At 62.6% G+C, this 12,403-nt stretch carries 10 protein-coding genes; all 10 read left to right on the top strand.

What is annotated here, in order from left to right:
- Positions 1-17: 17 nt before the first annotated feature.
- On the top strand, positions 18-1,037 hold the full coding sequence (tssA, locus tag HX873_RS07160; RefSeq protein WP_003213337.1) for a type VI secretion system protein TssA: 1,020 nt from the start codon (positions 18-20) through the stop codon (positions 1,035-1,037).
- Between the two features lie 54 nt (positions 1,038-1,091).
- Complete coding sequence (gene tssB / locus HX873_RS07155; protein WP_003213340.1) at positions 1,092-1,598, top strand: type VI secretion system contractile sheath small subunit; 507 nt, start codon at positions 1,092-1,094, stop codon at positions 1,596-1,598.
- A 2-nt stretch (positions 1,599-1,600) separates the two neighbouring features.
- Positions 1,601-3,097 (top strand): type VI secretion system contractile sheath large subunit, encoded by a 1,497-nt coding sequence (gene tssC / locus HX873_RS07150; protein ID WP_003213343.1) that lies wholly within the window; start codon positions 1,601-1,603, stop codon positions 3,095-3,097.
- Between the two features lie 153 nt (positions 3,098-3,250).
- A complete protein-coding gene (locus HX873_RS07145) occupies positions 3,251-3,739 on the top strand; it encodes a type VI secretion system tube protein Hcp (RefSeq protein WP_003213345.1) in 489 nt (162 codons plus the stop codon).
- Between the two features lie 78 nt (positions 3,740-3,817).
- On the top strand, positions 3,818-4,333 hold the full coding sequence (gene tssE, locus HX873_RS07140) for a type VI secretion system baseplate subunit TssE (protein WP_003213348.1): 516 nt from the start codon (positions 3,818-3,820) through the stop codon (positions 4,331-4,333).
- Complete coding sequence (tssF, locus tag HX873_RS07135; RefSeq protein WP_063033828.1) at positions 4,330-6,189, top strand: type VI secretion system baseplate subunit TssF; 1,860 nt, start codon at positions 4,330-4,332, stop codon at positions 6,187-6,189. Before tssE ends, tssF begins: the two co-directional genes overlap by 4 nt.
- Positions 6,153-7,196 (top strand): type VI secretion system baseplate subunit TssG, encoded by a 1,044-nt coding sequence (gene tssG, locus HX873_RS07130; protein ID WP_177066888.1) that lies wholly within the window; start codon positions 6,153-6,155, stop codon positions 7,194-7,196. Before tssF ends, tssG begins: the two co-directional genes overlap by 37 nt.
- Positions 7,189-9,846, top strand: a complete 2,658-nt coding sequence (gene tssH, locus HX873_RS07125) for a type VI secretion system ATPase TssH (RefSeq protein WP_102604054.1) — start codon at positions 7,189-7,191, stop codon at positions 9,844-9,846. The genes tssG and tssH overlap by 8 nt, the downstream gene beginning before the upstream one ends.
- Before the next feature lie 158 nt (positions 9,847-10,004).
- Positions 10,005-11,945 carry a type VI secretion system Vgr family protein gene (locus HX873_RS07120; RefSeq protein ID WP_177122517.1) on the top strand — a complete coding sequence of 647 codons (1,941 nt, stop codon included), beginning with the start codon at positions 10,005-10,007 and terminating at the stop codon, positions 11,943-11,945.
- 15 nt (positions 11,946-11,960) lie between these two features.
- The gene (locus tag HX873_RS07115; protein WP_003213356.1) at positions 11,961-12,395 is read left to right on the top strand and encodes a DcrB-related protein; all 435 of its coding nucleotides are present in this window, start codon (positions 11,961-11,963) and stop codon (positions 12,393-12,395) included.
- The last annotated feature ends 8 nt before the right edge of the window (positions 12,396-12,403 follow it).

The following is a 12,403-nucleotide window of genomic DNA, read 5'->3' as shown; positions in this document are numbered from 1 at the left end:
TAGGGAGATCGAATTTAGTGGATGTGCCTCTGCTGCTCGCCGCCGTTTCCGCGACTTCGCCCTGTGGCGAAGACTTGGAATATGACGCCGATTACTTGCATCTTGAGCGTGCCGCACAGGGTCAACCCGAGCGCAGCATGGGCGACTCGATCCTGCCTGCCGAACCTCCGGAATGGCGCAGCATCCAGCAGCAAAGTCTCGACCTCCTGCAACGCAGCAAAGACCTGCGCATCACCCATTTCCTGTTGCAAGCCGCCCTCGCCCTCCAGGGCATTGCAGGGCTTGCCGACGCACTCGCGCTGATCAACGCGCTGCTGCGCGAATACTGGGCCGACCTGCATCCGCGCCTGGATGCCGATGACGACAACGACCCCACCGTGCGCATCAACGCCCTCAGCGGCGTGGCCAGCGACGCGAACATCCGTCTGCTGCGTGAGGCTATTCTCACCCGTTCGCGCACCTTCGGGCCCGTCAGCCTGCGCGCCGCGCTGAATGCCAGCGGGCTGCAGAGTTTCCCCGGCGAAAACCTCGGTGCCGAACAGCTTAACGGCGCATTCCTCGACAGCGATGCCGAGCAACTGCAAGCCACCCGCGACGCGCTGAACGCCGCCCGCGACGCCTGTGAGGCCATTGAACAATACGTCAGCGACCAGGTCGGTTCCGCCCAGGGCGTGGACCTCGCCCCCTTGAAGCAACTGCTCAAGCAGGCCGTGCAGATACTTAACCAATACGCCCCGCACAGCGGCGCCGCCAGCGAGCCCGAGGTTGTCAGTGACGACAATGCCCCCTCGGTTGAATACGCCGCCGCGCCCGTTGCAGCACGCCCGACCGGCGACATCGCAAGCCGCGATGAAGTGCTGCGCAGCCTCGACAAGATCCTTGCGTACTACACCCGGCACGAGCCTTCGAGCCCGCTGCCGGTGCTGTTGAACCGAGCGAAGAATCTGGTGCACGCCGACTTTGCGGCCATCGTGCGCAACCTGATTCCCGACGGCATGTCCCAATTTGAAAATCTGCGCGGGCCGGACAGCGAATAAGCGTACGGATCGCGCAGTTACAACACCGTCGCTCAAGCGACCAGGAGCAGCAACGTGGCGAAGCAAAGTTCTCAGAAATTCATCGCGCGCAACCGTGCGCCTCGGGTGCAGATCGAGTACGACGTCGAGCTCTACGGCGCCGAGAAAAAGGTCCAGCTGCCCTTCGTCATGGGCGTGATGGCCGATCTCGCCGGCAAGCCCGCCGAGCCTCTGGCGCCTGTGGCCGACCGCAAGTTCCTTGAAGTGGACGTCGACAACTTCGACTCGCGCCTCAAGGCCATGCAGCCACGCGTCGCGTTCCACGTGCCCAACGAGCTGACCGGCGAAGGCAACCTGAGCCTGGACATCACCTTCGAAAGCATGGACGACTTCAGCCCCGCCGCTGTGGCGCGCAAGGTCGATTCGCTCAAGCAACTGCTCGAAGCCCGCACCCAACTGGCCAACCTGCTGACCTACATGGACGGCAAGACCGGCGCTGAAGAAATCATCATGAAGGCGATCAAGGACCCGGCACTGCTTCAGGCACTTGCCAGCGCGCCCAAGCCTGCAGGGGAGCAGTAATCATGACTGACAATACCGCCCGCGAAGGCACCCAGATCCTGGGTACCACCGAAGAAGCCAGCGAGTTCGCGAACCTGCTGCTGCAAGAATTCAAACCCAAGACCGAGCGTGCCCGCGAAGCCGTGGAAACCGCTGTGCGCACCCTGGCCGAGCAGGCTCTGGCCCAGACCGACCTGGTGTCCAACGACGCGATCAAGTCGATCGAATCGATCATCGCCGCCATCGACGCCAAGCTCACCGCCCAGGTCAACCAGATCATCCATCACCAGGATTTTCAGCAGCTGGAAAGCGCCTGGCGTGGCCTGCACTACCTGGTGAACAACACCGAGAGCGATGAGCAGCTGAAGATTCGCGTGCTCAACATCTCCAAGCCGGACCTGCACAAGACCCTGAAGAAATTCAAGGGCACCGCGTGGGACCAGAGCCCGATCTTCAAGAAGATGTACGAAGAAGAATACGGCCAGTTCGGCGGCGAACCCTACGGTTGCCTGGTGGGCGACTACTACTTCGACCAGTCGCCTCCCGACGTGGAGCTGCTGGGCGAGCTGTCGAAAGTCTGCGCCGCCATGCACGCACCGTTCATTGCCGCCGCTTCGCCAACCGTGATGGGCATGGGCTCGTGGCAGGAACTGTCGAACCCGCGCGACCTGACCAAGATCTTCACCACCCCGGAATACGCCGGCTGGCGCTCGCTGCGTGAATCGGAAGACTCGCGCTACATCGGCCTGACCATGCCGCGCTTCCTGGCGCGCCTGCCGTACGGTGCCAAGACCGATCCGGTGGAAGCCTTCGCCTTCGAAGAAAACACCGACGGTGCCGACAGCTCCAAGTACACCTGGGCCAACGCCGCTTACGCGATGGCGGTGAACATCAACCGTTCGTTCAAACACTTCGGCTGGTGCTCGCGCATCCGTGGCGTGGAGTCGGGCGGTGAAGTCGAGAACCTGCCGGCCCACACCTTCCCGACGGATGACGGTGGCGTGGACATGAAGTGCCCGACCGAAATCGCTATCAGCGACCGCCGCGAAGCGGAACTGGCGAAGAACGGTTTCATGCCGCTGCTGCACAAGAAAAACACCGACTTCGCTGCCTTCATCGGCGCCCAGTCGCTGCAGAAACCGGCCGAATACGATGACCCGGATGCCACCGCCAACGCCAACCTGGCCGCGCGCCTGCCGTACCTGTTCGCCACCTGCCGTTTCGCCCACTACTTGAAATGCATCGTGCGCGACAAGATCGGTTCCTTCAAAGAGAAGGACGAGATGCAACGCTGGTTGCAGGACTGGATCCTCAACTACGTCGACGGTGACCCGGCGCACTCCACCGAAACCACCAAGGCCCAGCATCCATTGGCTGCCGCCGAAGTGATCGTGGAAGACGTCGAAGGCAACCCGGGGTACTACAACTCCAGGTTCTACCTGCGCCCGCACTACCAGCTCGAAGGGCTGACCGTGTCGCTGCGCCTGGTATCGAAGCTGCCTTCGGCGAAAGGCGCGTAACACCGTCGCTCGTTCCCACGCTCCGCGTGGGAATGCCGCCCGGGACGCTCCGCGTCCCAGTGACGCAGAGCGTCACAAGATGCGTTACCACGCAGAGCGTGGGAACGATCAGCGTTAACAAATTCTGTGGCTGAGACCACACAGGGAGAAAACATGGCTGTTGATATTTTCATCAAGATCGGCGACATCAAGGGCGAGTCCATGGACAAGGCCCACAAGGACGAAATCGACGTGTTGAACTGGAGCTGGGGCATGGCCCAGTCCGGCAACATGCACGTGGGCGGCGGCGGCGGTGCGGGCAAGGTGAACATCCAGGACCTGTCGCTGACCAAGTACGTCGACAAGGCCTCGCCCAACCTGATGATGCACTGCGCGAGCGGCAAGCACATCGACAAGGTCACGCTGACCGTGCGCAAGGCCGGCGGTGAAAGCCAGGTCGAGTACATGATCATCAATCTGGAAGAAGTGCTGGTCACCTCCCTGAGCACCGGTGGTTCGGGCAGCGATGATCGCTTGACCGAAAACGTGACCCTGAACTTTGCCCAGGTGATGGTGGACTACCAGCCACAGAAAGCCGACGGCACCAAAGACGGCGGCGCGATCAAGTTTGGCTGGAACATTCGCTCCAACACCAAACGCTGATTGCCCCTGTAGCCGCCACCCCAAGTGGCGGCTGCAAGCCCCCTGTTCCTCTCGCAACCCGTCCGTGGAGCTGCTTTGGTGGTAACTGAAATTGCTTCCCGCGATCGCCTGCAACCGTCCCTGCTGGACCGGTTGACCGACGATGACCCGACCAATCCCAAGGAAAGCGCCGACAAACGCGTGCTGTCCCTGAGCCAATTGAAAGCCTCGGTGCTGCGTGACCTGACGTGGCTGCTCAACACCACTTCACTGCTCAACGCCGATGCCACGCTGCACACGCCTGCCGGTACGTCGGTGGTCAATTACGGGCTGCCGGCGCTGGCGGGCAACAGTGTCTCCAGTGTCGACATCAGCGCCCTGGAAGCCTTGATTCGACAAGCCATCGCCACCTTCGAGCCGCGCATCCTGCGCCACACCTTGCGGGTCAAGGCACGCGTCGGCCACGGTGAGATGAACCACAACGCGCTGAGTTTCGAGATCGAAGGCGACCTGTGGGCGCAGCCGGTGCCGTTGCGCCTGTTGCTGCAAACCGACCTGGACCTGGAGTCCGGCCATGTGCGTGTGGTCAATGCCGACCAGCGGAGACGCCCATGAACCCGCGCCTGCTGGAGCTGTACAACCAGGAACTGCACCACGTGCGCGAAAGCGCCGCCGAGTTCGCCAAGGAATACCCGAAGATCGCCAGTCGGCTGACCCTGTCCGGCATGGACTGCGCCGACCCGTACGTCGAACGCTTGCTCGAAGGCTTTGCGTATCTCACGGCCCGGGTCCAGCTCAAGCTCGACGCCGAGTACCCGACCTTTACCAACAACCTGCTGGAGATCGCCTACCCGCACTACCTGGCGCCGACCCCGTCGATGACCGTGGTGCAGTTGCAGGCCGACCCCGATGAAGGCTCCCTGGCCAGTGGTTTTCCACTGCCCCGCGACACCGTCCTGCGCGCCGCCTTGGGCCGCGAAACCCAGACCTGCTGCGAATACCGCACCGCGCACCCGGTGACGCTGTGGCCGTTGCAGGTCGCCCAGGCCGAGTACTTCGGCAACCCGTCCGCCGTGCTCGGGCGTTTGGCTGCCAGCGAACCCAAGGCCAAGGCCGGCCTGCGCCTGACCTTGCGTACCGGCGCCGAGCTGCCGTTCAACAGCCTCGCCCTGGATAACTTGCCGCTGTACCTCAGCGGTGCCGACGAGCAACCGTTCCGCCTCTACGAACAACTGCTGGGCAATGCCTGCGCGGTGTTCGCGCGCAAGCCCGGTGGTGACTGGGTTGAGCGCCTGCCGCCGGATGCCTTGCGCTCCCGGGGTTTCGATGACGCCGATGCGGCGATGCCGGTGGTGCCGCGGGCGTTCCAGGGCTATCGCTTGCTCCAGGAATACTTCGCCCTGCCCCACCGTTTTCTGTTCGTCGAATTCGCTGAACTGAGCCGTGCAGTCAAACGCTGTGACGGCCAGGAACTGGAACTGATCGTGCTGTTCGACCGTCACGATCCAAGCCTGGAAGGCAGCGTCGGCAAGGCGCAGTTCGTGCCGTTCTGCACCCCGGCAATCAACCTGTTTCCCAAGCGTGTGGACCGGATTCACTTGTCCGAGCGGGTCAACGAACACCATGTGATCGCCGACCGCACGCGACCGATGGATTTCGAGATTCACTCCTTGAGCGGCATCACGGGCCACGGCACCGGACCGGAGCAGCCGTTCCTGCCGTTCTACGCGGTACGCGATCCGTCGCGCTATGGCCGTGACCAGGCTTACTACACAGTGCGTCGCGAACCCCGCGTGTTGTCCAGCGACCAGCGCCGCAACGGGCCGCGCTCCACCTATGTGGGCAGCGAAACCTTCGTCAGCCTGGTAGACACCCAACAAGCGCCGTACCGCCATGACCTGCGCCAACTGGGCGTGACCGCACTGTGCACCAACCGCGACTTGCCGCTGTTCATGAGCGTGGGCAACGGCAAGACCGACTTCACCCTGGCCGACAGTGCGCCGGTCTTGGCCGTGCGCTGCGTCGCCGGGCCAAGCCGCCCGCGCGCCAGCCATGCCCATGACGCCAAGGCCTGGCGCCTGATCAGCCAGTTGTCGTTGAACTACCTGTCGCTGAGCGAGCAAGGCCAGGGCGCCGCCGCGCTGCGTGAACTGCTGCGCCTGTATGGCGACAGCAACGACGCCGCCCTGCAATTGCAGATCGAAGGCCTGCGGGAAGTCAGCAGCAAGGCGGTGACCCGGCGCCTGCCGATGCCCGGCCCGATCGTGTTTGGCCGCGGCCTTGAGATCACTCTGGAATTTGATGAAAACGCGTTCCGCGGCACCGGCGTGTTCCTGCTCGGTGCGGTGTTTGAACGGTTCCTGGCACGCTATGTGTCGATCAACAGTTTTACCGAGACGGTGATCCGTACCACCGAACGCGGCGAGATCATGCGATGGAAAGCCAAGCCCGGACGCCGTCCGACCCTGTGAGTACCCTGGATGCGATGCATCAGGAGCCCTGGGAATATGACTTCTTCCAGGCGCTGCGGCGCATCGAGTGCGAATCGCCGAACCTGCCACGCCTGGGGCATTCCCTGCGCCTGGCGGATGACCCGCTGCGTCTCGGGCAACAGGCCGATTGCACCTTTGCGCCGGCCACACTGGCCTCGGTCGAACCTGGGGCTGAAGGCCAGCCGGCACGGCTGGAGCAGTTCTTCTTCGGCCTCGGCGGCCCCAACGGCCCGCTGCCGCTGCACATCACCGAGTACGTGCGGGAGCGCCAACGCAACAACGCCGACAGCACCAGCAAGCGCTTCCTGGATGTGTTCCACCACCGCCTGTTGACCCTGTTTTATCGCGCCTGGGCCGAGGCGCGGCCTACCGTCAGCCATGATCGCCCGGACGATGACTACTGGTCGGCGCGCCTCGCCGCATTGAGCGGTCGCGGCACCCCGAGCCTGCTCAACCAGGGCCTGATCCCCGACACGGCGAAGCTGCATTACAGCGGCCACCTGTCGGCACAAACCCGCTATCCGGACGGCCTGAAGGCGATTCTCGGCGAGTACTTCGGCCTGCCGGTGGAGATCGAAGAGTACGTCGGCCAATGGCTCGAGCTGCCCGAACGCAGCCGCGTGAGTGTCAGCGCCAACCAGCTGGGCGTGGACTTTTGCCTGGGCAGCCACGTGTGGGACCGCCAGCATAAATTCCGCATTCGCCTGGGCCCGCTGAAGCTCGATGACTACATGGGCATGCTGCCCGGCAGCCAGCCGTTCAACGAGCTGGTGGCGTGGGTCGCCGAGTACCTGGGCCACGAACTGGACTGGGACCTGAACCTGGTTCTGCAACAACCGGAAGTGCCGGCCCTGCAACTCAACGGCCAGTTCCGCCTGGGCTTCAACACCTGGCTCGGCCAACCCGAGCATGACGCCAACGACCTAATCCTGGCCCGGCATTACGCCGAACACGCCAACACCTCAAGGAATCCAGAGCATGGGTGAAATCAGTCGCGCCGCACTGTTCGGCAAACTCAACAGCGTGGCCTACAAGGCCATCGAAGCCGCCACCGTGTTCTGCAAGCTGCGGGGCAACCCGTACGTGGAACTGGCCCACTGGTTTCACCAGTTGCTGCAACTGCAGGACTCTGACCTGCACCGCATCATTCGACAGTTCAATGTCGAGCCGGCACGCCTGGCCCGCGACCTGACCGAAGCCCTGGACCGCCTGCCCCGTGGCTCGACGTCGATCACTGACTTGTCGTCCCATGTGGAAGAAGCGGTCGAGCGCGGCTGGGTCTACGGCAGCCTGATGTTTGGTGAAAGCCAGGTGCGCACCGGTTACCTGGTGCTGGGGATTCTCAAGACGCCGAGCCTGCGCCATGCGCTGCTGGGCTTGTCCGGTGAGTTCGACAAGATCAAGGCCGAAGCCCTGAGCGAACGCTTTGATGAATACGTCGGCGACTCGCCCGAAAATGCATTGAGTGCCAGCGACGGTTTCAATGCCGGTGCAGTACCGGGCGAAGCCAGCGGCGCCATGGCCCCGAGCGCGATGGGCAAGCAGGAAGCCCTCAAGCGCTTCACCGTCGACCTGACCGAACAGGCCCGCAGCGGCAAGCTCGACCCGATCGTCGGGCGTGACGAAGAGATCCGCCAACTGGTGGACATCCTCATGCGTCGCCGCCAGAACAACCCGATCCTTACCGGTGAAGCCGGCGTCGGCAAGACCGCCGTGGTCGAAGGCTTCGCCCTGCGCATCGTCGCCGGCGACGTACCACCCGCGCTGAAAGATGTGGAACTGCGCAGCCTGGATGTGGGCCTGCTGCAAGCCGGCGCCAGCATGAAAGGCGAGTTCGAACAGCGCCTGCGCCAGGTCATCGAAGACGTCCAGGCCTCGCCGAAACCAATCATCCTGTTTATCGACGAAGCCCACACCCTGGTAGGTGCCGGTGGCGCCGCCGGGACCGGTGACGCGGCCAACCTGCTTAAACCCGCCCTCGCCCGCGGCACCTTGCGTACCGTGGCCGCCACCACCTGGGCCGAGTACAAGAAGCACATCGAAAAAGACCCGGCCCTGACCCGTCGCTTCCAGGTGGTGCAAGTGGCCGAGCCGTCGGAAGACAAGGCGTTGCTGATGATGCGCGGCGTGGCCTCGACCATGGAAAAACACCATCAGGTGCAAATTCTCGATGAAGCCTTGGAAGCTTCGGTGAAGCTGTCCCACCGCTACATTCCGGCGCGCCAGTTGCCGGACAAGTCCGTGAGCCTGCTGGACACCGCCTGCGCCCGCGTCGCCATCAGCCTGCACGCGGTGCCGGCGGAAGTCGACGACAGCCGCCGTCGAATCGAGGCGCTGGAAACCGAGCTGCAAATCATCGCCCGCGAGCATGCGATCGGCATCGCCATCGGTGCGCGCCAGACCAACAGCGAAGCGCTGCTGAACGCCGAACGCGAGCGCCTGGCCACCCTGGAAGCCCGTTGGGCCGAAGAGAAAACCCTGGTGGATGAGTTGCTCGCCACCCGTGCGACGTTGCGTGAAAAATCCGGTGTCGTGGACAGCGGCGATGATCAATTGCGTGCCCAATTGGTAGACCTGCAACAACGCCTCAGCACCCTGCAAGGCGAAACCCCACTGATCCTGCCGACCGTAGACTACCAAGCGGTGGCCTCGGTGGTCGCCGACTGGACCGGCATCCCGGTGGGCCGCATGGCTCGCAACGAACTGGAGACGGTGCTCAACCTCGACCAGCACCTGAAGAAACGCATCATCGGCCAGGACCACGCCTTGCAGATGATCGCCAAGCGCATCCAGACCTCCCGCGCCGGCCTCGACAACCCGAGCAAGCCGATTGGCGTGTTCATGCTCGCCGGCACCTCCGGCGTGGGCAAGACCGAAACCGCCCTGGCCCTGGCCGAAGCCATGTACGGCGGTGAGCAGAACGTGATCACCATCAACATGAGCGAGTTCCAGGAAGCCCACACCGTGTCCACCCTCAAGGGTGCGCCACCGGGCTACATCGGCTATGGCGAAGGTGGCGTGCTGACCGAAGCCGTGCGGCGCAAACCCTACAGCGTGGTGCTGCTGGACGAGGTGGAAAAAGCCCACCCGGACGTGCATGAAATCTTCTTCCAGGTGTTCGACAAGGGCGTAATGGAAGACGGCGAAGGCCGGGTGATCGACTTCAAGAACACCTTGATCCTGCTGACCACCAACGCCGGTACCGAGCTGATTTCCCAGGTCTGCAAAGACCCGGCGAACATCCCCGAGCCCGAGGAAATCGCCAAGGCCCTGCGCCAGCCGCTGCTGGAGATTTTCCCGCCGGCGCTGCTCGGCCGCTTGGTGACCATTCCGTACTACCCGCTGAGCGACGAGATGCTGAAAGCGATCACCCGCCTGCAACTCAACCGCATCAAGAAGCGCGTGGAGAACACTCACAAAGTCGCCTTCGATTACGACGACGACGTGGTCGACCTGATCGTGTCCCGCTGCACCGAAACCGAAAGCGGCGGGCGGATGATCGACACCATCCTCACCAACAGCCTGCTGCCGGACATGAGCCGCGAATTCCTCACCCGCATGCTCGAAGGCAAGGCGCTGGCGGGGGTGCGGATCAGCACGCGGGATAACGAATTGCACTACGACTTCAACGATTGACCTGACGGAATGCGATCAAAACTGTGGGAGCGGGCTTGCTCGCGAAGACGGCGTATCAGTTGATGCATCCGGTGACTGATTCACCGCGTTCGCGAGCAAGCCCGCTCCCATAGTTGGAGCCGGTTCCTACAGTTATTACGCTATTTACGGGTTAACCGATGTTATTCAACCAAGCCTCACGCCTGGCCAAGATCACCAGCCCCCTGGGGCCGGATGTGCTGCTGCTCAATGAAATGGGTGGCGGCGAAGAGCTGGGTCGGCTGTTCAATTTCGAACTGCAGCTGACCTCGCTGGACGCCAACATCGACCTCAACCAGTTGCTGGGCAAGCCCATGAGCCTGAACCTGCAACTGGCGGACGGTGGCGAGCGGCACTTCCACGGCATCGTCGCCCGCTGCAGCCAGAACATCGACCAGGGCCAGTTCGCCAGCTATCAGGTGACTTTGCGCCCGTGGTTGTGGCTGCTGAGCCGCACCTCCGACTGCCGGATTTTCCAGAACCTGAGCATCCCGCAGATCATCAAGCAGGTGTTTCGCGACCTGGGTTTTTCCGACTTCGAAGACGCCTTGAGCCGCCCGTACCGCGAGTGGGAATACTGCGTGCAGTACCGCGAGACCAGCTTCGATTTCGTCAGCCGCCTGATGGAACAGGAAGGCATCTACTACTTCTTCCGCCACGAGCAGGACCGCCACGTGCTGGTGCTGGCCGATGCCTACGGTGCCCACGCCAACGTGCCCGGCTACGCCTCGGTGCCTTACTACCCCAAGGACGAGCAGCAGCGCGAACGCGACCATATGCACAACTGGCACCTGGCACAGGAAGTACAACCCGGCTCCCTTGAGCTCAACGACTACGACTTCCAGCGTCCCAGCGCGAGCATCGACGTACGCTCGGCCATGCCGCGCCCGCACACCGCCGGCGACTACCCGCTATACGACTACCCCGGCACCTACGTCAAAAGCGAAGACGGCGAACACTACGCCCGCACCCGCATCGAAGCCCTGCAAACCCTGCACGAACAAGTGGAGTTCAGCGGCAATGCGCGCGGCCTGGGTTCCGGCCACCTGTTCAGCCTCACCGGCTTCAGTCGCCGCGACCAGAACCGCGAATACCTGATCGTCGGCGCCCGCTACTACATCTCCCAGGAAAGCCTCGAAAGCGGCGGTGGCGCGCCTTCGGCGCAGTTCGAAAGCACCCTTACCTGCATCGACGCACAACAGAGTTTCCGCCCACTGGCCAACACCTACCGGCCCATCGTCAAAGGCCCGCAGACCGCGCTGGTGGTGGGCCCCAAGGACGAGGAAATCTGGACCGACCAATATGGCCGGGTCAAGGTGCATTTCTATTGGGACCGCCACGACCAGTCCAACGAAAACAGCTCATGCTGGATTCGCGTATCGCAGTCCTGGGCCGGAAAAAACTGGGGCTCGATGCAGATCCCACGGATCGGCCAGGAAGTGATCGTGAGCTTCCTGGAAGGCGATCCGGACCGGCCGATCATCACCGGCCGCGTGTACAACGCCGAGCAGACCGTGCCTTACGATCTGCCGGAAAACGCCACCCAAAGCGGGATGAAAAGCCGCTCCAGCAAAGGCGGCACGCCGGCCAACTTCAATGAAATCCGCATGGAGGACAAGAAGGGGTTGGAGCAGCTGTACATCCATGCCGAGCGTAATCAGGACATCGTAGTGGAGGTGGATGAAAGCCATTCGGTGGGGCATGACCGGAACAAGAGTATTGGGCATAACGAGACGGTGACGATTGGGAACAATCGAGTGCGCATCGTCAAGCATCAAGACATCCTCTCGGTGGGCCAGAGAAAGACCGACAGCATCAGCCAGAGCTACGTGATTGAAGTGGGCGAAAACCTGCGATTGGTCTGCGGTAAAAGCATCCTGGAGTTGAACGCCAGCGGGCAGATCAACCTGAGTGGCGTAAATATCAGCTTCCACGCCAGCGGCGATGCCGAATTCAATACCGGCGGCGTCCTGCACCTGAACAACGGCGGCGGCCCCGGCGCAACACCCGATGGTCAGGGCATGAAAGCCAGCATCGACGCCAATATCAAAGCCGCGTTCCCCGCGCCTAAAAGCTCCTGACGAGACCTGTTTTCCATGACGTACCGAATTAACGAATTTCAGTTCCAACTGCCGGCCGGCGAGCTGCAGGACGCTACGATCAATATCCTCAAGTTCCCCGAGCTGGGCACTTCCTTGATCATCAGCCGCAGCTTCCTCACCGATGGCGAAACCCTGCACAGCAACTTCGACGAACAGCTCAAACGCCTGGAAAAACAGGTGCAGGATTTGCGCTATCAACCGGGCGTCGGTGTCCGTCTAGGTGCAACAAAGGAAGTAGAAGGCATAGAGCTCCGCAGCCAGTTCAGCAAGGGCAGTGACAAGGTGTTCCAGTACCAACTGGCTCTGGTAATCCCGGGCACACGCAAGATGCTCGCCTTGAGTTATGTGAAGGCAGACAAGCTGGGCGATGCCGAGGCGGCGCACTGGGCGACGATCAAAAACTCATTGTCGTTCGACGCGATTTCCTGATGGGCACC

Origin of the sequence: Pseudomonas sp. P7758 (genome assembly GCF_013386485.1) — a bacterium.
Taxonomy (GTDB): Bacteria; Pseudomonadota; Gammaproteobacteria; order Pseudomonadales; family Pseudomonadaceae; genus Aquipseudomonas.
This window is presented reverse-complemented; position numbering and strand designations above follow the sequence as displayed.

What these genes read in the sequence shown, in the direction of transcription:
- tssC (WP_003213343.1), top strand. Translation starts at nt 1,601, where the DNA reads ATGACTGACAATACCGCCCGCGAAGGCACCCAGATCCTGGGTACCACC.
- tssG (WP_177066888.1), top strand. Translation starts at nt 6,153, where the DNA reads ATGGAAAGCCAAGCCCGGACGCCGTCCGACCCTGTGAGTACCCTGGAT.
- HX873_RS07115 (WP_003213356.1), top strand. Translation starts at nt 11,961, where the DNA reads ATGACGTACCGAATTAACGAATTTCAGTTCCAACTGCCGGCCGGCGAG.
- HX873_RS07120 (WP_177122517.1), top strand. Translation starts at nt 10,005, where the DNA reads ATGTTATTCAACCAAGCCTCACGCCTGGCCAAGATCACCAGCCCCCTG.
- HX873_RS07145 (WP_003213345.1), top strand. Translation starts at nt 3,251, where the DNA reads ATGGCTGTTGATATTTTCATCAAGATCGGCGACATCAAGGGCGAGTCC.
- tssH (WP_102604054.1), top strand. Translation starts at nt 7,189, where the DNA reads ATGGGTGAAATCAGTCGCGCCGCACTGTTCGGCAAACTCAACAGCGTG.
- tssF (WP_063033828.1), top strand. Translation starts at nt 4,330, where the DNA reads ATGAACCCGCGCCTGCTGGAGCTGTACAACCAGGAACTGCACCACGTG.